This is a genomic window from Dyadobacter sp., assembly GCF_039919315.1.
Lineage (GTDB): Bacteria > Bacteroidota > Bacteroidia > Cytophagales > Spirosomataceae > Dyadobacter.
On sequence record NZ_JBDSFX010000018.1, the window covers coordinates 20,384 to 42,224 of the forward strand.

Genomic DNA, 21,841 nt, shown 5'->3' on the forward strand with positions numbered 1-21,841 from the left:
GCGCAAAAGAGATTTTAAATGTTACCTTCTTATCACTCCATTTAGCCTTTTTATTGACCCTCTTGTGTCTGAATGAGAGTTTCGGGCAAAGAGAAATTGTTCTGAATACGACTGGATACGGCTTTGATGCTACCGCCGCCAATGGTATTAACCCGGGACAATGGGACTACATCAAGAAATTTGCTACCCTGAAATATAACGGAAAAGACGCCAGTGTGACGGCCGTCCGACTGCACGTACAGTGGGAACAGTACGAACCTACGCTTGGCAATTACCAGCGCCAAAAGATGGCACTGGCCGTAAAAGCCATTCTCGACCTAAACCCGAATATGAAGGTAGCCCTCCACTTTGCTTACTTGCGCCCGGGGTTCTGGAATGACGCCTATCTTTCCAACGTGGACATTGCACAAACTTCCGGAGGTGTCTTGATCCGCGACAATATAGCACATACCAGCCCGTCCGTATTCTCCGAGTATGCTACGGGCAGATTTCTTTCCTTTGTCAATGATGCATTATCACAGGTCCAGGGCTACTCGTCCAGGATCTTATATGTGGCGATGGGCAATAATGGCTCAGAAGAATTTTATATGCCCCAAAAGATCATTAATGATATCAACTACTCCGGCATGTTTGAAGCAAAGGCATTGCAGGCATGGCGTACCAAATTCCTGCCGCTTCAGTTCCCAAACCAAACGAATGTAACCTGGGGCCGGCAAACTTACCCGATGAACACAGCGCCGCAGCCCACCGACGGGAATTATAACTCCGAAATCGGCCGTGACCTCCACCGTTTTGCAGGTTGGGGACTTTTGAAGCTTTTTAAAGGGTTTTACGACACCGTCAAAAGTCAAAATCCCAATATCAAGGTACTTCATTTCATTTCCGATTTCGGCTCTGTACAGGGAAACAACTGGCATTTACACAGCAGCACTTTGGTCCTCGCACTGGAACTATCCGACGGCATGTACCATACGGATGGCACTGATCAGTTTGACCTTTGGAAAAAAATCATGGGCATTGACGCGATCAAAGGCACGGCCAGTAACAAAATAGCAGCCCTGGAATTTGACCCGATCGATATGGGGCAACCTAGTGGCGGCTCGGGTATTAACGGGGCGATTCCAGCCGAATGGTTTCCGCGCGCGTTTAAGCATGGCACTGATTACCTGCATCTTGCCATGCATTTCAGCGACAATGAGATCCAGTTGGTGGCTCCTGCCATTGCCGCATGCAAGGAATTATACCTCAAACCCAATTATCAGCCTCCTGCAAGGTCGGCACCCACGACGGTTAACATTTTCCCGAATGTATTCACCAGCCAGTTTCTTTTTGAACAATGGAAACAAATAGGCGGACAGAATTTCGCAGCAAGCGACCTGCAACCCAAATCTATCAGGATGACGGATCTGGGTTATTGGGACAAAATATGGAATACGTCCAACTACCTTCCTTGTAACTTCTCCATCAATGCGCATACTTCAGTAACCAATCCAGTTACCGGAAGCTCCGTCACGCTGAGTGCCGACTGCGCTGGTCAGGATTGCGATGTTGCCGGTTTCTTGTGGAACGGCCCGGATTTCAGTAATAAGAGTGCTAAAACCATTACTATCAGCGCTCCCGGAACAACAGGAACTTATAATTATTCAGTAAGTACCATCAGAAGCGGTTGCGGGCCTAAGTCTTCCTCCGTATCATTGGATGTCACTCCGCCACTTCCGGTAAAACTCATCAGTTTCAAGGCTGCAAAAGAGAAAAACACCACATTGCTAAGCTGGGCAACATCGGAGGAGGTAAACAGCGAAAGTTTTAAAATAGAACACAGCATTGAAGGTAAAAAATGGAGAACCATAGGAATAGTGGCGGCTGGTGGCGAGATCAGGAATGCGACGACACACTATTCTTTCACGGATGTTGCCCCTGCAAAAGGACAAAACCTGTATCGCTTGAAAATGATAGATCTCGATCAGACTTTTGCGTACAGTCGCATCGTCAGTGTCAATTTTAATTCCGAAACAATGGCCATGACCTATCCAAACCCTGCTACGGATAAAATTATCATCACAACCAATGACTGGGAGGGCGTAAAATCCGTCCGGATCATGAATACTTCCGGAAGGACCGTTTACCAATCCGACCGCCCCGAAGCTGAGATCAATGTGGAGAATCTATCTTCCGGCTCCTACATCATCGGCCTCACACGGGCCAACGGTGAGCAGGAAAATGTAAAGTTCGTGAAAGAGGGAGCCCGATAAACCAAAAAGCCCGTCAGGTGTGATTTGCCCAAAGGTCAATTCTTGCTAACTTTCGCACAGAATCAGTTAATCTTTATCAATGAGCCAAATTTCATCCTTACACAAAATACATTTTATATCGATCGGTGGCAGTGTCATGCATAATCTTGCCATCGAGCTTCATTTAAAAGGGTTCATTGTGACCGGGTCGGACGATGAAGTATATGAGCCATCGGCAAGCCGCCTTGCCTCTTATGACCTGCTGCCTGCCATGACCGGATGGTTTCCTGAAAAAATCACCTCGGATGTTGATGCGGTCATTCTCGGTATGCATGCCCGCCAGGACAATCCTGAGCTTGCCAAGGCGAGGGAACTGGGCGTGAAGGTGTACTCTTATCCTGAATATATTTTCGAACAAAGCCAGAATAAACAACGCGTCGTGATCGCCGGGAGCCATGGTAAAACTACCATTACCTCGATGATCCTGCATGTCCTGAAATACAACAACCGTATATTCAACTATCTGGTCGGCGCGCAGATCGAGGGTTTTGACAATATGGTAAAGCTTTCTGAAAATGCTCCGCTGATCGTTGTTGAAGGCGATGAGTACTTTACTTCCCCGCTTGACCCAACGCCAAAGTTCATGCATTACCAGCCGCATATCGCATTGATCAGCGGTATTGCCTGGGATCATTTTAATGTATTTCCAACCTGGGAATCTTACGTGAAACAGTTTGAACTACTGGCGGATTCGCTCCCGAGGGCAGGATCCATTATTTTCGATGAAACAGATGATATGCTGGACGTGATCGGTCAAAAAGGAAGGCTCGACGTTGTCAGTACTCCATACAGCGCTCATCCTAACAAAATCGTCGACGGTAAGACTATTCTTATTACTGCCGAGCAGGGAGAAGTCCCGGTACTTGTGTTTGGAAATCACAATATGAAAAATATCAGTGGTGCCCGCGCGGTTTGTGAAAGGCTTGGGATTACTGATGAAGAATTTTACAAGGGCATTCAGTCATTTAAAGGCGCATCTAAGAGACTTGAATTATTGGGCAAAAACGATTCTGTCAATATCTACCGTGACTTTGCGCATGCACCTTCCAAAGTAGAAGCAACAACAGCGGCCCTCAAAGAACAATTTCCGAATCGTACATTGATCGCCTGCGCAGAATTGCATACTTTCAGCAGTCTTAACAAAGCATTTTTAAAACAATACCGAAGAAAGCTGAATGCGGCGGATATTGCGGTGGTTTATTATAACCCGCTGACCATCGAGCACAAAAGGCTTGAACCCATTACAGAATCGGATATCCGTGAGGCGTTCAAACGGGATGACCTGAGGATATTCACGGACTCCGACGAACTGGCTTCTTTTCTAAAATCTCTGGAATGGAAAGACAGCAATCTACTGCTGATGAGTTCGGGGACATTTGGCAGTCTGGACCTGAAAAACCTGGCGGACACTGTCCTCGGTTAAAATGAATTGATACTTACACCACACCTACCATTAAATTACTTTTCCAATGCAATCCATAGTTGTTTATTGCGGCTCTAATCCAGGAAAAAAGGCTATTTACGCGGAGTCAGCTTACGCACTCGGCGCAGAATTGGCTAAACGAAATATCAAGCTGATTTACGGAGGAGGTAACATGGGCCTGATGGGCCGTGTGGCTGATGGCGCCATGGAAAACGACGGATTTGTGACGGGCATCATCCCCAACTTCCTGGCCAAGCTGGAAGTGGCACACAAAACACTATCGGAACTGCATTTTGTGGACACCATGCACGAACGAAAAGCTAAAATGGTATCTATTTCGGGCGGCGTTATTGCATTACCGGGCGGATATGGAACATTTGACGAGCTTTTTGAAATCCTGACCTGGGCCCAGCTGCGGATTTTTGAAGGTCCCGTGGGCTTGCTGAATGTCAATGGCTTTTACGATCTGCTGCTATTACAACTGGATAAAATGGTCGAAGAGGGCTTTTTGCGGAGCGATAACCGTGATTTGCTGATCGTGGCCGATAATGCTTCGGAGCTTTTAGACAAAATGGAAAAAGCCAGCCAGTTGAATCCGGAAAATAAGCCACTGGATAGGTCGTTATATATAGACAATAACTAGTCACCCCTCCGGAAGCAATGCGTATTTCATTTCTTTTAATGGTCACCTTTTCCGTTTCATTCGCGGCGTATGCCCAGTTGGAAAATCTTGGAAAAGCAGTTAACTCTGAGTACAACGAAATCAGTCCTATCATATCTCCTGATGGCAAAACGATCTATTTTTCACGGGTAAGCCATCCGCAGAATACGCGCGGGCCGAAAGGAAGCCAGGACATCTGGTTTTCTGAATTGAAAAATGATAAGTGGACTATGGCCCGACGGTTACCGGCCCCGATCAATAAAGAGGACTACAACAGCCTTTACAGCATTACCCCCGACGGTAACACATTGCTGATCAAAGGATCATATAAAAACGGGGTTTACGAGACCCGCGGCTTTTCAACAAGTAAAAAAACAACCAGAGGATGGACCGCTCCCAATAAACTGGACATTCCGGGGTACGCTAAAATCAGCAAAGGGCAGTTTGACTGTGGCTACTTGTCTACCGATGGGAAAGTACTCGTCATGTCATTCAGCGAAAAGAAAAATAGCAAGACGGATGACATGTACGTCAGTTTCAAGCAGAAAAACGGAACATGGTCTAAACCATCAAACCTCGGCCCTGAGATCAATACAGAGGAATTTACTGAAACCACTCCATTTTTAGCACCCGATGGCGTTACACTTTACTTTTCAAGCGACCGCAAAGGCGGACAGGGGAGCAATGATATTTATTACAGCAAACGCATTGACAAGTCCTGGAAAAGATGGAGCCGTCCTGTAAATCTCGGCCCTGCCATCAATTCGGATGGTTATGACGCTTACTACACAATTTCGGCCCTTGGCGACTTTGCCTACATGGTTTCGTTTAAGGATACCGAGGGCAAAGGTGATGTTGTGCGATTCAACCTGCAACCTAAGCCGGTTGTAGGGGATACTACGGAGGCTCCTGTCGCCGTATTGCCATCGGCGGACCCGGTAGTGATGATCAGTGGAAAAGTAATTGACGCTAAAACAGGGAAACCGGTAGAAGCGACGATCATTTATGAAGACCTGGCCGACGGCGAGGAGATAGGCACCGCTACTACCAACCCCAGTACAGGCGAGTACAAGATCATTTTACCATACGGCCGCAAATACAGCATGCGGGCCCTTGCTCCGGATTTTATAGCGGAGGGTGAAAACATTGACCTCACGGATTCTACCGGAAAAGGAAAAAGCTTTAAAGAAATTACGAATAAATCTTTAAAGCTCATCCCGATCGAGGAAGGTCAGATCGTTCGTTTGAACAACATTTTCTTTGCCACGGGAAAATCAACGCTTAATAGTGAATCATTCCCCGAGCTCAACCGCATTGTTATTTCAATGACAGAAAATAAGACGCTCGCCATTGAACTTGGTGGGCATACTGACAATACCGGTGGTGCTGATTTTAACATCAAATTATCACAGGACAGGGCTGATACCGTGCGGGAGTACCTGATCGGAAAGGGCATTGAACCTGATCGTGTCGGTAGCAAAGGCTATGGCGAAACCGTTCCAGTCGCTAAAAATGATACGCCCGAAGGTCAGCAGATGAACCGTCGCGTTGAATTCAAGATTTTAAAGAAATAGGAGCGACCTCTGACTTACCAGGTCTGCGAGACTTGGCAAGTCTTAATCCAAAAAATACCCTCAGCACACTGAACTGTCGGATCACAAAATGGTAAATAACCAGGCATACTAAAAAAGTTGCTACCGAGAGATAAAGAAACTTCACAGCTATCGGCAACGGTGAGTTGATCAATGGGTAGGCAAGGCAAATGATAACGGTCTGGTGCAGAATGTAGAACGGATAAACTGCTTCATTGGCATATTTCAGGAAACGGTTGGAAAATTGGAGATAAACGTATCCATACCCAAAGAAAGACAGCAAGATACACCATGCATTGACCGTCTTGATCAGATAATACAGAACCACCTCCCATCCATCAATATCAAAATCCCCCGACCAGTAAAACGTGTAAAGCATAGTGGTCATTACAAGCCAGATGCTCAGGTTAACTTTTCTGAATTTTTTAAGAGTTTCCCAAAAAGTCGTCTGGGTACACAGCACAAATCCGCTTACAAACAATGTAAAGTCGTGAAAATGCTCATTCCAATCCCTGGTAAGGTTGTGAGTAGTAGGAAACCGTTCTCCCAGCAGCAAACTTCCACCTGCGTGCCAGATCACAGGAATCAGTATCAGGAGATAAATATTACTAAAAAAGCCAGCCCAGCGGCGCGTCATTTCAGAGTTACGACGAATAAAAAGCAGTAGCGGCAATCCTAAAAGTGAGTAAAAGAAAATATACACCAGGTACCACAAATGATGCCAGCTGAAACTGCCTTTCGGGTAAGGTAGAAAATCGAAAACGGTTTTGTAAAAATCGGGATAGGAGAATGTTGCACCCTGGGTAATGCGTTCGAAAAAGATCTGAGGAGGTACTACCACAAACATTCCAAACAGCAAAGGAATGAATATCCGGATAAACCTTTCTCCAAGAAATGACTTCGGCCCACGGTTCCCCAGCGCAAAATACACGCCTGCCCCGGAGATCATAAACAACAATGACATCCGCCACTGGCTGCTAAACCGCATCGGCCATTCAATGATACGAGTCAACTCATTGTTTTTGATGTGCCAGTCCCAATGATTGAAAAACATCCCGACGTGGAAAAATATAAGAATGGCAAAGGCAATGACGCGGAGCCAGTCGAGATCGTACCGGCGTAATTTTGAAAGGTCTTCTTGCGTTTTGTACTCGCTTTTCATGACTGACTGATTTTGGTTTGAAGCCCAAAATTATCAGCAGAAATGTCCCCGAAAGACCTCGCTTATCAGTCTGGCGTTCTTCCCGATAGATCAGTACATTAAAAAATGCTATTTGGTGATGCTCTTTTTGTATTCTGACGGGGTGGAGCCGGTCACTTTCCGGAAAGCAGTATTGAATGCAGATTTTGAATTGTAACCCACCATTTGAGCGATCTCTTCGATTTTAATGTAATGGCTTTCCCCGTCCGTCAGTAGCTTTTGTGCCTCTCTAATTCGGTAAGCGCCTGAAAAATCGAAGAAATTCTGTTTGAGCTCTTCGTTTAAGATCTGGGACAAATGATGGGTCGAAATCCCCAGCCGCCGGGCCAGAACCGGCATGGAAAACCCAGGATCAAGGAAAGGCTTTTCACTGCTCATCACCTCTTCCAGTTTCCTAAGGGTAGTTGACTGAATTTCTGCCGTCAATGATGATTTTTCATACTTCTTCTGCTGCCTGACATTGATTTCCTGAAAAAACAATGACCTGCGTAGCACGGTGAAACTCGTTATATAAATGATCAGAGAAATAGACGCAGCGACAATATGATCGCCCAGATCGTGCGGAAAATTCGTACGAACGACAAAGAAGGTGATCACCAGAAACGTCAAAAGCAAATGAATGTCCCTATACCAGGACAAATCGTTTTTCAATCTCGTAAAAGGAGATACTCCGCGCTCCTTGAACGCATTTTTCAGGAAAACGAACCCTGTCATGTTGTAAATGAGCATACTGATAAATGTAAAATCATTGATATGCCTTTTCGGGAAAAACATCCACCGCTCTCCGTAAAAATCGGAAGGCAGATACGTCATTTCAGGATGATAGGAACCAAGATGGTTGTTGTACTTGTACGCAAGGCCCTGCGGGTAGATAAGCACGCACATATAAACAAAATAGACCACCGCCGGAATGAGGTGTAACCAATCCGACTTGCGGGCACGCTGGCTTACTCCTGTCCGAATGTACAGATAGGCCATTGGAGCGAGTAGCAGGTTTAGCGGTTCGGTGAAATCAACGATCCATAGCACCTGGAACATGTAATTGGTATAACCGAGCCAGACATCGCTGATGATCAGCGACATGCCCAGAATAAGAATACCCAGGAACAAGTTAGGTAACCTGTTTCCCTTATAATGTGTCAGAAAAAAGTAAGCAAGTATTAGCCCCTGGACAAAGCCCAGCAGCATAAATGTTGAAAAAAGATCGCTGCGAATTGGCGGAATGAATGGGATCATAGATGGATTTCTCGATGGCCGCAGACGAATCTCAAAAAAAAACTTTTGAATGTAACTAATAGAGCAATATCAGGAAGACGAAGACTACCAGCCAAAGCGCGCCGGTAAAGTGCCAATAGCGGGTAAAAAGCTTTATACGAAGGCGATTGGGAGGGTTAACACTGTAAACAAACGAATCAACATAAGTTCTGTTCCTGACCGCTTTTCTGAACAAGAAGGTTAAATAGCCGACACCCAACAAAATGTGAAGTAAATGTAGTCCGGTCAGCAAATAAATAAAACCTTCGGAAGTGTTGACTCCGCTAAAAATTCCCGTGTTGATCATCTCCATCCAGCCACCGGCCTGCAATAAAATGAACATAAAACCGAGGGCAAGCGTCGCTCCCAGAAAGACCCGGTAGTGCAGAAAACGCTCATTCACAAAAGCCAGATTTGCTTCATGCAAAGTGATGCTGCTGAACAAAATAACCAATGTACTCAGCCAGAACATATCTGGTAGGGCGATCAGGTGTCCCGTTTCCCTGTGCATGCGCACAAGAAAAATGGTGAATATGGAAGTAAAAAGAAGTGAGCTACCTGCCACAGCAAGCCAAAGCATGAAGCCTAATGGTTCACGTCGTTTGGTAAAAGGATTTTCCTTTAATTTCGTGGTATGCTTTGGACTCATTTCCTTGTTTTCAAATCTGATCAAAAAACGCGCATTAAAAGCAATAGGTGAAGATAACGACAATTCCCGACCTTCACGCACATTCGGAAACATTAAATTTAGTGCAGAAACCCCTGCCAGACCTTACAATCGTCGAAATTTTCTTTCAAATCTTTCTCTTCATCAAAAATCCCGTATATCGTTGATCCCGAGCCACTCATCGAAGCATATGTCGCTCCAAGCTTGTACAATTCGCTTTTAATAGTCTCTAATAGAGGATATTTTAAAAAAAGTGTTGCTTCAAAGTCATTTTTAATTTGGTCGCGCCACGAAGCAACGGGTTCTTTTAGTACAGTACGCAAATCCTCGTCGCTTCGTTTCGCCTGAACTCCCGAATAAGCCTCAATCGTTGAGATATGTAAGCCCGGATTAACCATTACAATCCATTGTCCAGCCAGACTTAACGATATGTCTTCCATTTCATCTCCCTTGCTAAAACAGTAGGCAGGTTTGTTCAGAATGAAAAAAGCGCAGTCACTTCCTAATCTACGTGCGTAATGGAGTTGTTTTTCGTAAGAAATTTTAAGCTTAAACTGCTGATCCAGTGCTTTGATCGTAAAAGCAGCGTCTGCGGAGCCTCCGCCTAGTCCGGCACCTATGGGTATGGCTTTTAGCAAATGTATTTTGACCGGAGGTAGTTCGTAGTCCGCCGCGATCATTTGGTATGCTTTCGAGCAAAGGTTATCTGACCCATTACCAGGAATCGCAATTCCGTCTAAATGAAATTGAAACTCTTCATGAGCTGTTATTTCCAATGCATCTGTCCATCCCACCGGATAAAAACAGGACTCAATATTATGAAATCCGTCAGCGCGCTTTTCAACAATGTTTAGCCCGAGATTGATTTTTGCGTTTGGAAATACAAGCATTATAAAACATAATTAATTCTTACCAGGAACCCATCCTCGAAATAATTCCTGACCTGCCAAATATCTTTTTCCTAGTGCTCCCAGCGCCATTCCTGACCAATCACCAGCTCTTCCTTCAATCCCTGGGATATTAAGAAATCGCGTGTTTTTTGATCGGAGAGTTTCTTGACAGCTATACTTTCCGCATTGGCGAGCGCATATAAATACATGGAACCAATACGGACCGTGTTTTCAAACTGTTCTTTGTTAACAAGGCTGAAATCGTCGCAATCTGCATGATAGCATTGCAGCACATTAGGATCCAGATGCCCGGACAAGCCTGCTATGGGGACACCTTCCAGCATAAACGGCTGATGATCACTATGCAGACCGGCACGATTGGTCGACTCATTTTTAAAACTTTCATCGACATGACGGATTGCGGTGCCGACACCTGCAAAGAATTCATTCATTTCCTCTCTCCCGAATGCATTGACGCCCTTGGGATCATTGGTCATATCCAGGTTCATCATATAGCTGATCTTGTCGATAGCCCCTGACTTTTTAAGTTCGCTGACAAAGTGCTTCGACCCTAGTAAGCCTTGCTCTTCACCCATAAAAAGTACGAATTGAATCGTGCGCTCGGGCTTTACTTTGAGTGCTTTAAAGGTTCTGGCAATATCCATTACCGCAAATGACCCAATTCCATTATCAATCGCACCAGTTGCCAGGTCCCAGGAATCCAGGTGACCGCCAATGATCACTTTTTCGTCTGATTTTCCTTTCAATGTAGCAATGACATTCCTTGCTTTGATCGGTTTTGAAATATTGTGCATGTCAATATGCGCTTCCAACGGACCTTCTTCTTTGATCCATTTTCTCACCTCGTTACCACTGTCATTGGAAATACAAACAGCCGGAATTGAAATGATAGCGCCAGTAACCGATGCCGTTCCCGTCAATAATATCTTACCCGGAGCGCCATTGACCATAATGACACCGCGTGCGCCATACTTGATAGCCAGGGCTGTTTTTTCCGACCTGTGCAGGTTTTTCTTGCCTGTAACGCCAACCAGATTTATATTGGCAAGAGCAACTTTGCCCTTTACCTTTTCTTTCATTGCTTCAAAATCCTCTTCCAGTCCATTGCCGACATCCACTATCTGGCCCTGAAGGTTCGATTCCACGGGTGAATGTGCCAGTGATACCACAGGAACATCTCTGAAATTATCGCTGCTACCAGGTGCAATGGATAAAGTTACAGTATCACGCATCCAGGCCTCCACTTCAAAAGGCTGGTAGACCACGTCGGTAAAACCATAGCTTTTCAGCAGTTTGAAAGCATATTCCTCAGCCTTTTCGCCATTTACACTTCCAGTGAGCCTGTGACCGATCGACTTTGTAGCGTCACCCAGTGTTTCATAGGCTCTACTATTCTTTCTAACTTCATTGTCCAAACGCGAAAAAGGCTTCTCCCATTTTTTCTCAGTAGCGCGAAATCCGGCAAAAAAAACAACAAAACCACCAACCAATACAACTTGTACAACTTTTCTCATAATTCCTGATAAAGGATGTCATTAATACCAGCTTAAATATCTGTAAAGACATTTAAACAACGCAAGTTAAACACAAATTAGACCTTAAATAGATTCCATCATATTCAATATCTTTCTCAAAATACAGAATTTTTTCTACACAGAACTTCTTTCTTAGCCACTGGTTCAAAATCGAGTACATTCATGACTTTAAATTAAGTGTGAACATTACACTTAATAAACTTCTTTTCTAAAATTTATTTGAACATTTTTGTACTTTTTAGCACTTATATTTAATCGGTTAAAGCATTTCAATCAAATTAAACAAAGCAAAATGTATTTCCTTGGATTCGATTTAGGCAGTTCATCCGTCAAAGCATGCTTGATTCACGCAGATTCGGGGGCCGTCGCTGCCTCAGCATTTTATCCTGAACGGGAAATGACCATCGCCGCACCAAAGCCTGGCTTTGCAGAACAACAACCTGAAATGTGGTGGGAAAATGCATGCCTTGCTTCCCTGGCAGTTATCAAAAAAGCAGGAATTTCTCCTGATGAAGTCGGTGCAATCGGGATTTCCTATCAAATGCATGGATTGGTTGTTGTTGACAAAGACATGAATGTATTGCGGCCATCCATTATCTGGTGTGACAGCCGGGCCGTTGAAGTCGGTAACAAAGCAATGGAATCATTAGGAGAGGAATATGTACTGCCTCACCTGCTCAATTCGCCAGGCAACTTCACCGCTTCCAAACTGGGCTGGGTGAAACAAAACGAGCCGGAGATTTACGCAAAAGTTCATAAATTCATGTTGCCGGGTGATTACCTGGCTGCTCGTATGACGGGCGAAATTGTGACTACGCCGTCGGGTTTATCCGAAGGTATTTTCTGGGATTTTGTCAATGAACGTCCTGCTGATTTTCTCTTCGACTATTTCGGTTTTAATCCGGACATACTACCTGCTGTGCTCCCTACTTTTGCCGAACAGGGAAAAGTAACTGCTTCTGCTGCGGCCGAATTGGGGCTTCGTGCTGGCATTCCTGTTACTTACCGGGCGGGCGACCAGCCTAACAATGCTTTCTCATTAAACGTACTGGAACCAGGCGAAGTAGCCGCTACCGCAGGCACTTCAGGCGTTGTTTACGGGGTTAGTGATCAGATTAAGTTCGACCCAAAATCCAGGGTCAATACATTTCTGCACGTTAATCCTATTTCCAAATCGTCCCGCTATGGCGTGCTGTTATGCGTAAACGGAACCGGCAGTCTCAACGGCTGGCTTCGCAACTCACTTTTCCAGGGGAATATATCTTACCCGGAAATGAACAGCCTCGCAGCACACGCACCTGTTGGGTCAGACGGACTATTTTGTCTTCCATTCGGCAACGGAGCCGAACGAATGCTGGAAAACCAGGATCCGGGCGCCACATTCAAAGGACTTCAGTTCAGCAGACATGGTTTAAACCATTATACCCGGGCAGCACAGGAAGGTATCGTATTTGCCTTGTACTATGGAATGGAAATCATGGAAACAGTTGGCGTTTCGCTGAAAAATATCCGTGCCGGTGAAGCCAATATGTTCCTGAGTCCTGTCTTTCGTGAAACTTTCGCCAATGTATCGGGTGCTACTGTTGAGCTTTATAATACCGATGGAGCCCAGGGAGCTGCACGGGCCGCAGGTTTTGGACTTGGCTACTACAAAAATCGACGAGAGGCCTTCGTTGGCTTAACAGCTCTGAGAACCATTGAACCTGACATCAGCGTGACCGAGGCCACCAAAGAGGCATACGGCAACTGGAAACTTGCACTTGAAAAAAGCTTGTAAAGTATACCTGGTCTCGTCACACTTATTTCTGATCAATTTAAGTTGACCGAGACCAGGCATTACCATTGCACATTCTTGAAACATTTCCGGACGTATTTCGGAGTGCCTGATCAGGATACATTAGCCTCCTGATTTTTGACTGCCTCTTCCACTTTGAAGGCTACCACTTCGGCGACCCTGACCAGCTGTTTGTCTTTATTTTCATACTGCCGGTAATTCAGTTTACCTTCTACGACTATCATTTTCCCTTTCTCAACGAGTGTTTCACAACGCTGCGCTAGTTGTCCCCAGGCCACAATCGTGTGCCAATGTGTGTTTTTCACCTCTTCTTTATTCTTGTTAAGATAACTTTCATTAGTTGCGAGAGAGAAGCTAACCAATCTGCCCCCTTCAAACTCTTTCACGCTGATATCGCGTCCTACATTACCGATTAATTTTACTGAGTTCATGTTTCTTACTAGTTAAATGATGAATGATATTGTTTTCGATCGCTCTTTAAAAACGACACTGCAAATGTGTGGGATCAGCAATACATGATTCGGTTATTTACCACTTACAATCATATAAAAGCGTTTGCAGCCGCTTGCAAACGGAAAATTGCTTTTTGTATCACCTACAAACGAATTTTGCTATATTGCGCAACGAGTTCATATACACACTGAATCAGGTTCGCTGATCCCGAATCTGAGCTAAATCAAAATAGAATGAAGAATTGCCTGGAATGCGGGAAACCTCTGATGGGAAGAGTGGATAAGAAATTCTGCTCGGATATGTGCCGGAACAGCTACAACAACCGGCTAAATTCAGATTCCTACAACATTGTGAGGAACATGAACAATCAACTCCGCAAAAACCGCAGGATATTGGAAGAACTTTGCCCGGAAGAAAAATCGAAGACAACGAAGATTGCCCTGGCCGGAAAAGGATTTGACTTTAACCTCATCACGAGTATCCGCCCGACATTGAAAGGCAGCATCTACCATTTTGTCTATGATTATGGCTATCTCGAACTCGAAAACGATTTTTATCTGATCGTAAAGGATAAGCGATTGGAGAAATAAATACTTTTGCACCGAATTCAAACAGCCACCGCATGAAAAAAGTTAGTCTTAGTGATTCCGGGCCCAAGGTATCAGAAGCCATTTACGGTTTCTGGAGATGGACGGACGAAGGTGCAGTCACCACTTCGCAGATTGAGAAAACAGTTAATTTATGTCTCGAACTGGGCATTAATACTTTTGATCATGCCGATGTATACGGGGATTTTACCATTGAAGAACATTTTGGTAAGATCATTAAAAATAAGTCTTTCAAAAGAGAGGACATTGTTTTGTTCAGCAAATGCGGCATCCGGAAATCCGATGACAAGTACCTGACTTACTACGATACTTCCAGGGATCACATTGTGAATAGTATCAATGGTTCGCTGAAAAGGCTGAATACTGATTATCTTGACATTTTCCTGTTACACCAAAGTGACTTTCTGTCTGATCCGGAGGAAACGGCGACCGCCCTGGCTGAAATCGTGAAATCTGGCAAAACGAAACATATCGGGGTAGCGAACTTTACGGTTTTCCAGCATCAGTTACTCGCTTCTTATCTGAGAATTCCGATCGTTACCAATCATATTGAGCTGAACCTGATGAATACCACGGCCATTGAAGACGGCCGGATTGATTTTATCAAACAGAGTTTCAGTAAACCACTCGCCTGGGCGCCGCTTGCAGGAGGAAAAATTCTGAATGGTACCGATGAAAAGGCTGTAAGGCTGCGAAGCAAGCTGGAAGAAATTGGTAAAAAATATGATGCAAATATCGAGCAGACCGCTGTTGCGTGGCTCATGAAACTGGGTACATTGCCCATTATCGGCTCTTTGTCGGAAACACGCATCAGGAATGGTGCGAGCGCATCTGATATCAAACTAAGCCATCAGGACTGGTACGAGATATACCAGGTCGTTGGAAAACAATAGGTTACAATGGAGTATTGTTTTGCTATTTTGTCAAAATAATACTCCATTCATTTCCGCTGAACACTTTATACTTCTCCGAAAAACTTCCCATGTTGATCCCGAGAGAAAAATTGAGCAGGCTATTGAAGTACCCCACATTCGCCCCTTCTTTTACCTCTCCAAAAGTGTTTACATACCGCACCTTGCCTTCGTAGACTTTATTTTTCAGGTGAAAAACCTGTACATGGAGGTCCTCTCCTATTTTTACATTCAATTTATTAAAAACCTCTTTATCCACATTAGTCCAGACATTGCCGTACTGAATGTCCAGAATAGGAATTCCGCCTGAGACTTTTCCATTTTCAAAAGAAGGCTTCTGATAGGCAATGGATTCTATTTTGCCGGGCAACTTCGGCCCTACTTGGGAAAAGGAAATAATCTTCGCCGCGAGCCGTGCGCCTGTGAATGCATACACGTCGCGACCATGGAAAGTATAGGATTCGTTCGAATTTTTGCGCCTGTTAACTGCCTCATCTATCTCGTGAACTTCCTCGATACCAAGCTGTTCCGCAACTAATGTAAGCGTTCCGTTGTCAGGCGTGACAAAGTAATGGCCGGATTTGGTCAGTAGCACCACAGATTTCCGTTCAGTACCTACTCCCGGATCTACGACAGAAACGAAAACAGTCCCTTTTGGCCAATAGGGGGCTGTTTGCACCAGACGATAGGATGCCTCCCAAATGTTGTAGGCAGGAATTTCATGCGTAACATCGAATATTTTGAGATCAGGGGACACACCCATTGCCACGCCTTTCATGGCCGAAACAGCACCATCTTTCAAGCCAAAATCCGACTGAAAGACGAGCGTATTGCTTTGTGCAAACGCATTGGACACAGCCATTAACACGGTCGTAGCTGCTATCAGATAACTTTTTAACGTCTTTTGATTGATACCAAAATTTAAAACCAGTTCCATGAGAGCCTTTTCTTAATTGTTGATATGATGTTAATCTTTCAATTGCTTGGCATCCAACTTTCTAATAATCTCCTTTTTGTTGAAAAGAAGCCTCCACACGGCAAATGGGATTTCCTGGTCTTTCATACAGGTTTTACAAACGTCACTTTCAGCCGAAACCGGTGCATTATAAACCAATAATGTATCGCTGAGCTGTTGCAGGTTATCACTCGCCGCAGACTTGCTTTTGGCACTGTATAAATATGCATCCAGTATTTCCCTTTCCTTCACAGCCAGATCCGGGTTTTTCAGATCTGCTATCCCCAAAAGTTCAACCTTGACACCATACTCTTTTTGAAGCGCCGCGATGACCGGAATTTCCGCGACATGCTTGCAGAGCTCGCCCGCCTTTTCAGGATTTTTTTTCAACTCGCTTTTTAATGATTTTTCAGCAATCTGAGCAATTTTCTTGCCCCATTCATCCGCGGAATAAATAAGCTGCGTATTGGTAACCCTTTTGATTTGTGTCGCCTTGATCTCTCTGCTCAACTCTTTGGTATTTTCTACGCGGTTCCCCAGATCACATCCGGTCATCAAAATTACCATTATACCGCCGTACAGGATTTTTTTCATTTTATGATCAATTACAATTCTGACACCTCATTCAACAGGTTGATGTTCACAAGATACGTCGAACCTCTGAAAAACATTCATTTGTCTAAAATGCGTATCTTTGTGCCCCGAATGAGTCGTGCCAAAGATATTCAATAAAAATGATCGATAAATTAGAAGCCATAAAAGAACGTTTCGAGGAAGTTTCGCAACAAATTATACAACCGGAAATTGTATCGGATTCGACGCGTTATTCCAAAATCAGCAAGGAATATAAGGACCTGGGGCGGATTGTGGAGCAATATGCATTGTATCTGAAACTTCAAAAAGATATCGCTGGCACCAAAGAACTGATCGCGACAGAAAAGGACGAGGAGCTGAGAGAGATGGCGAAAGAAGAGCTCGACGACCTTGCGCCGAAACTGGAAGAACTGGAACAAAAGATCAAGGAATTACTCATTCCAAAAGACCCTAATGACAGCCGTAACATTATTCTCGAAGTAAGAGGCGGAACGGGTGGCGACGAGGCGGCAATTTTTGCAGGAGATCTTTTCCGTATGTATCAGCGTTTCTTTGAGAAAATGGGATGGCGCGCGTCCATTATGGATTTCACGGAGGGTTCTAATGGCGGCTACAAAGAGATTATTTGTAAAGTAGAAGGTGAGGATGTTTACGGGAAAATGAAGTTTGAGTCAGGTGTACACCGCGTTCAGCGCGTACCGCAAACAGAATCCCAGGGCCGTATTCATACATCAGCAGCATCCGTAGCGGTGCTGCCGGAAGCCGAAGAAGTGGATGTACAGATCAATATGAATGATGTGCGCGTGGATACTTTTCAATCGTCCGGTGCGGGAGGCCAATCGGTTAACACGACTTATTCTGCGGTAAGGCTAACCCACATTCCGTCGGGACTCGTTGTGAGTTGCCAGGACGAGCGTTCACAGCTCAAAAACAAAGACCGCGCGCTAGGTGTTTTGCGGTCGAGATTGTACGAGATCAAATTGAAGGAGCATAACGATGCCATCAGTTCACAACGTAAATCGATGGTCGGAAGCGGCGACCGTTCGGACAAGATCCGTACCTACAATTACCCACAAAGCCGCATCACCGATCACCGCATTGGTTACACGGTTTACAATCTTCCGGCCGTTATGGAAGGCGACATCGCAGAATTTATCGAAAGATTGAGAATTGCAGAAAACGCGGAACGGATGCAGGAAGGGGAAACTGTTTAAATTATTTTGCAGGATACAATTCCCGGTAGGTTTTTGACTTGTAGGTGTCGAAGTCTTCTTTTTTGTGATAATCCTCTCCTATGAATGTGATGATCTGGTGAAACTCCTTGGCTTTCATATAGCCCGGAAGCGGCTGGATCATATTGAATTTGTCATCAAGGAAAACAGTCGTTGGATAGCTGGGCTGGTTGTTGGTGAGTGCCAATGCTATTTCATTAATCCCTCTGCCGCCCTCAGCCAGGTATTTGTATTTTTTGTCTCCCAAAGTAATAGCCTCTTTCTGCTCTGCATCCAGCTTCACCGCATAATATTTTTTGTTGACATACTCAACTACCGCCTTATTTTTGAAAGTTTCGCGATCCATTACTTTGCACCACCCGCACCAGTCAGTATAAACGTCAATTAATACTTTCCGTGGCTCCTTCTGAATTCTCGCATAAGCCTCCTCAATGGTCAGCCACTGAATTCCTTCGGCCGGACGATTGCCCGTATCTGCCTTGAAGCTTGTAGAAACCGCCAGCAATGTCAGAACGAGAAGCGAAGAGGTTATGAATTGTTTCATGATTTTATTGATTTTTCCTGGTAACAAATTTCAACATAAAAAAATTGTTTATCTGCTTTTGGCAAAAGAAACCAATATGCCTCCGATCACGATCAGCATCATTCCCGCTATCGTGGCAAGCGACGGAATGGATTCTCCCATCAAAAAACCGATCAGTACCGAAAAAAGAATATTGGAATAACCGACGGCAGCCACTCTTCCCGCTTTGTCATAGGTGAATGACTGCGTCAGCATTTTTTGCCCCATCAATGCAGTTAATCCAAGCGCCAGAAACCCCAGCCAATGCCATTCATTTTCGGGCCATTTGAATGTACCTATCAAAAAATCCAGATGTTCCATCGGATAATAAGTCCCTACTAGCATCGAAAGGATCGGCATGATGATTCCGCTCAGCATAAACGAGAGAATGATAGCCCGCGTATCATACACCACGCCCAATTGACGGATCGACAGGTAGGAAATGGCGGTAAGTAGCGCATTGCCAAGCCCCAGCGCATTGTCCCGCATGGAAATGGAAAGATCAGGGCGAAAAACGAAGAGTATTCCGGTAAAACCAACGAATATGGCCGCCCATTCTTTGGAATTGAGTGTTTCGCCAATCAATACCCACGAAAACAGTGCGAGAAAAATTGGATAGGTGTATTGATAGGTAGAAGCTCGTCCCAAACCCAGCGTCTGAATCGCGTAAAAAAGCATGTAGAGCGACAATGTTCCTACTACTCCCCTGAAAATCAGCAATCCCAACTTGCCTCCCTCCTGCCGCATCGGGCGCCGCAAGACGCTGGTAATGATAAACACTACCCCCACAATATTTCTAAAAAAAACGAGCTGCACGATGTGAAATTCCCTACCTAGCCATTTGGAAATCGCGGAGGTCAATGCAAAGAAAAAAGCTGCTCCCAGCATGAGATAAATGCCTTTGAAGGAAGCGGTAGCGGGGAAATTATCGGTAGTAGCAGCCAAAAACAGACGGATTTGCCCCAAAGATAGCGCATATCCCACACAGTCGAAAGTCCATCCGATTGCTTATCTTTGTGGCGTTTGGTGCCATAGCGCTGCCTCAGCAGCAATAAGGCTTAATAGGGAATTCCGTAGTAACCGGAAGCTGTCCCCGCAACTGTAAGTCTATTCCAATTGATCCAATCTTCGGGGCCACTGTAAAACGGGAAGGCCGGGGATCAAAAGACGAGCCAGGAGACCTGCCATAACAATTCGAAACTTTTGTTTTCGGAGGAAAAACAAAGGGATTTTTGCCCAATTCATCCATTTGCCCAGGTGATCATTGACCGGTGGTTTTTCATGGCCGTAACTGCCTCCATTTGCATTTTTCTTTCAGAAAATCTTTTGGCGCAGAAAGATAGCGTACAGCTGAATCCGGTAACTGTGAAGGGATTTGTTCCTGAAAAATTCATGAGCGGGCTCAAAATACAGAAAATAGATTCCGCTGCCTTGACGCAATTCCGTTTCGGGAATATCAGCGACCTGCTTTCACTTTACACACCCATCGCATTTAAAAACTACGGCCCCGGCCAACTGAACACGGCTTCTTTTCGGGGAACGTCGGCCAATCATACGGCCGTGTTATGGAATGGACTGAATATTAATTCCCCGACATTGGGGCAGAGTGATTTTTCCACTATTCCGGTCGCTGGTTTTGATCAGCTTTCTGTTCAATACGGTTCTGCCGCCAGTATTGTTGGTAGCGATGCGGTCGGTGGAAGCATTTTGCTGAACAGTAATGCAACCCATGAAGGCATGCAACTATCCGTGTGCAGGCAGCAGGAGAGTTTCAATAATCACCAGATGCAGCTCACAGGCCGATATGCCGCCACATTGAATGACCGCTGGAATTTTTCCGGAAAAACCAATGTGTACAGTGGCCGGATGAATAATCATTTTCCCTATTCCGAGCGAAAGTTGTATGCATTGCTACCGTCAGAAAGCTCGCAAAGGGGCATTGTTCAGGATCTGTTTCTTCAATCCAAAAATGACCAGGAAATATCGGCTCACGTATGGCTGACGTCCAACAGGCTTACCCTCACGCCTGACGATCAGGCGGGGAGGGAGCTCACGTTGACAGAAGCCTACCGTACAATGCTGCGTTACCGGATCAAAGATCTGACATTCAGGACTGCTTGGGTAAGGGATGTGATTGACTATGCCAAAGGTGATTATGCATTGCTGGATCATGCGGTGACCGACAAATTTTCCAGCCGGGCAGAGAAAGACTTTCAATGGAATTTCAAAAAATCAGAAAGTAACATTCAAATGAAGATTGGAGGGGAATGGACACATTACCGCTCACAAGTGGCAGGTTATGGAACATCCCACGTTACCGAAAACCGCGGCGATCTTTTCATGCTCACACGCTGGCAGGCTACCCCGCGCTGGGTGGTATCCGCCAATATGCGACAGGCTTTTGTGACCAACTTCGATCCGCCATTCACTCCATCCATCGGTACTGAATACGAGTTAGTTCAGGACTTGAATTACAGCCTGAAACTAAAAGGCTCATGGGGTAGAAGCTACCGAGTGCCTACATTGAATGAGCGTTATTGGAAAGAATTGGGTAACCCGGACATTAAACCGGAAAGCGGCTGGAACAAAGAGATCGGCCTTGAACAAAACTACCTATCAGGCGCTAATCATTCATTTACAACTTCGCTTACTGCTTACCACAACCGGATCAAAGACTGGACTTACTGGAACCCTTCTAAAAGTTATCATGTAGAAAATTTGCAGCAGGTACTGGCGCGCGGAATTGAATTACAGTTTGGCTGGCGCCATCACGCTCAGCTTTGGAAATACGGCACCAATCTGGGTTATGCCCTAAACAAAAGCGAGCAGGAAAAGGCTTACGACGCTTATTCGGTGGATATTATCGGCAAACAACTGGTGTTCGTCCCGATGCATTCGGGTAATGGTAACGCATTTGTCCAGTATCAAAATACCAGGCTGACAGCCCAGCTACAAACTATAAGTAAACGGTTCAGCACATTTGACAATTCACAATTTCTGAACGGTTACACTTTGGCGAACTTGATGGCTGAAACAACCATCTCTCTGAATAAAATAAAGATGCGTTTTCAGGCACAGGCTAATAATATTACCAATACGTTTTACTTAAATGTCAGGAACAATGCAATGCCGGGAAGGAGTTTTGCATTAAGTTTGACGATGAGTTATGATTCGAAGACCAAATTCTTTCTATAAA

The 21,841-nt window shown here is 45.0% G+C and carries 19 protein-coding genes and 1 riboswitch; of the genes, 9 read left to right on the top strand and 10 right to left on the bottom strand.

The window, feature by feature from the left end; all coding sequences use genetic code 11:
- Window positions 1-53 precede the first annotated feature (53 nt).
- From ABIO93_RS04660 to ABIO93_RS04675, 4 genes are all read left to right on the top strand, one after another.
- Window positions 54-2,252 carry a T9SS type A sorting domain-containing protein gene (locus ABIO93_RS04660; protein ID WP_348064942.1) on the top strand — a complete coding sequence of 733 codons (2,199 nt, stop codon included), beginning with the start codon at window positions 54-56 and terminating at the stop codon, window positions 2,250-2,252.
- Window positions 2,253-2,331: 79 nt separating this feature from the next.
- Window positions 2,332-3,714, top strand: a complete 1,383-nt coding sequence (locus ABIO93_RS04665; protein WP_348064944.1) for a Mur ligase family protein — start codon at window positions 2,332-2,334, stop codon at window positions 3,712-3,714.
- A 46-nt stretch (window positions 3,715-3,760) separates the two neighbouring features.
- A complete protein-coding gene (locus ABIO93_RS04670) occupies window positions 3,761-4,357 on the top strand; it encodes a TIGR00730 family Rossman fold protein (protein ID WP_348064946.1) in 597 nt (198 codons plus the stop codon).
- 17 nt (window positions 4,358-4,374) lie between these two features.
- A complete protein-coding gene (locus ABIO93_RS04675) occupies window positions 4,375-5,949 on the top strand; it encodes an OmpA family protein (protein WP_348064948.1) in 1,575 nt (524 codons plus the stop codon).
- On the opposite strand, the gene ABIO93_RS04680 is transcribed toward ABIO93_RS04675, so the two are convergent.
- The 5 genes from ABIO93_RS04680 to ABIO93_RS04700 all read right to left on the bottom strand — a co-directional run bounded on the left by ABIO93_RS04680 (window position 5,930) and on the right by ABIO93_RS04700 (window position 11,514).
- Window positions 5,930-7,129 carry an acyltransferase family protein gene (locus tag ABIO93_RS04680; protein ID WP_348064950.1) on the bottom strand — a complete coding sequence of 400 codons (1,200 nt, stop codon included), beginning with the start codon at window positions 7,127-7,129 and terminating at the stop codon, window positions 5,930-5,932. The genes ABIO93_RS04675 and ABIO93_RS04680 overlap by 20 nt on opposite strands.
- 108 nt (window positions 7,130-7,237) lie before the next feature.
- Window positions 7,238-8,404, bottom strand: coding sequence for a helix-turn-helix domain-containing protein (locus ABIO93_RS04685; RefSeq protein WP_348064952.1), 1,167 nt, complete (start codon window positions 8,402-8,404; stop codon window positions 7,238-7,240).
- A gap of 55 nt (window positions 8,405-8,459) precedes the next feature.
- Window positions 8,460-9,095, bottom strand: a complete 636-nt coding sequence (locus tag ABIO93_RS04690) for a heme-copper oxidase subunit III (protein ID WP_348064954.1) — start codon at window positions 9,093-9,095, stop codon at window positions 8,460-8,462.
- 74 nt (window positions 9,096-9,169) lie between these two features.
- Window positions 9,170-9,979 (bottom strand): 4-(cytidine 5'-diphospho)-2-C-methyl-D-erythritol kinase, encoded by an 810-nt coding sequence (ispE, locus tag ABIO93_RS04695; protein ID WP_348064956.1) that lies wholly within the window; start codon window positions 9,977-9,979, stop codon window positions 9,170-9,172.
- A gap of 71 nt (window positions 9,980-10,050) precedes the next feature.
- Window positions 10,051-11,514, bottom strand: a complete 1,464-nt coding sequence (locus ABIO93_RS04700; protein ID WP_348064958.1) for a M20/M25/M40 family metallo-hydrolase — start codon at window positions 11,512-11,514, stop codon at window positions 10,051-10,053.
- A 313-nt stretch (window positions 11,515-11,827) separates the two neighbouring features.
- Between ABIO93_RS04700 and ABIO93_RS04705 the strand changes: the two genes are divergently transcribed.
- The gene (locus ABIO93_RS04705) at window positions 11,828-13,312 is read left to right on the top strand and encodes an FGGY family carbohydrate kinase (protein ID WP_348064960.1); all 1,485 of its coding nucleotides are present in this window, start codon (window positions 11,828-11,830) and stop codon (window positions 13,310-13,312) included.
- A 110-nt stretch (window positions 13,313-13,422) separates the two neighbouring features.
- On the opposite strand, the gene ssb is transcribed toward ABIO93_RS04705, so the two are convergent.
- Window positions 13,423-13,761: a single-stranded DNA-binding protein gene (gene ssb / locus ABIO93_RS04710; RefSeq protein WP_348064962.1), complete on the bottom strand. Its 339-nt coding sequence runs from the start codon at window positions 13,759-13,761 to the stop codon at window positions 13,423-13,425.
- A 255-nt stretch (window positions 13,762-14,016) separates the two neighbouring features.
- On the opposite strand from ssb, the gene ABIO93_RS04715 reads away from it, so the two are divergent.
- Window positions 14,017-14,373, top strand: a complete 357-nt coding sequence (locus ABIO93_RS04715; RefSeq protein WP_348064964.1) for a hypothetical protein — start codon at window positions 14,017-14,019, stop codon at window positions 14,371-14,373.
- Between the two features lie 32 nt (window positions 14,374-14,405).
- Window positions 14,406-15,284 carry an aldo/keto reductase gene (locus tag ABIO93_RS04720; RefSeq protein WP_348064966.1) on the top strand — a complete coding sequence of 293 codons (879 nt, stop codon included), beginning with the start codon at window positions 14,406-14,408 and terminating at the stop codon, window positions 15,282-15,284.
- Window positions 15,285-15,306: 22 nt separating this feature from the next.
- On the opposite strand, the gene ABIO93_RS04725 is transcribed toward ABIO93_RS04720, so the two are convergent.
- A complete protein-coding gene (locus ABIO93_RS04725) occupies window positions 15,307-16,239 on the bottom strand; it encodes an S-adenosyl-l-methionine hydroxide adenosyltransferase family protein (RefSeq protein WP_348064968.1) in 933 nt (310 codons plus the stop codon).
- 30 nt (window positions 16,240-16,269) lie between these two features.
- Window positions 16,270-16,851: a hypothetical protein gene (locus ABIO93_RS04730; protein WP_348064970.1), complete on the bottom strand. Its 582-nt coding sequence runs from the start codon at window positions 16,849-16,851 to the stop codon at window positions 16,270-16,272.
- 140 nt (window positions 16,852-16,991) lie between these two features.
- Here ABIO93_RS04730 and prfA point away from each other — a divergent pair, with 140 nt between their 5' ends.
- A complete protein-coding gene (gene prfA / locus ABIO93_RS04735) occupies window positions 16,992-18,065 on the top strand; it encodes a peptide chain release factor 1 (protein ID WP_348064972.1) in 1,074 nt (357 codons plus the stop codon).
- Between the two features lies 1 nt (window position 18,066).
- On the opposite strand, the gene ABIO93_RS04740 is transcribed toward prfA, so the two are convergent.
- Window positions 18,067-18,627, bottom strand: a complete 561-nt coding sequence (locus tag ABIO93_RS04740) for a DUF255 domain-containing protein (RefSeq protein WP_348064974.1) — start codon at window positions 18,625-18,627, stop codon at window positions 18,067-18,069.
- 48 nt (window positions 18,628-18,675) lie between these two features.
- Window positions 18,676-19,590, bottom strand: coding sequence for a DMT family transporter (locus tag ABIO93_RS04745; RefSeq protein ID WP_348064976.1), 915 nt, complete (start codon window positions 19,588-19,590; stop codon window positions 18,676-18,678).
- A gap of 62 nt (window positions 19,591-19,652) precedes the next feature.
- Window positions 19,653-19,849, top strand: a riboswitch (cobalamin riboswitch).
- A 77-nt stretch (window positions 19,850-19,926) separates the two neighbouring features.
- Here ABIO93_RS04745 and ABIO93_RS04750 point away from each other — a divergent pair.
- Complete coding sequence (locus ABIO93_RS04750; protein WP_348064978.1) at window positions 19,927-21,840, top strand: TonB-dependent receptor; 1,914 nt, start codon at window positions 19,927-19,929, stop codon at window positions 21,838-21,840.
- Window position 21,841: the final 1 nt, after the last annotated feature.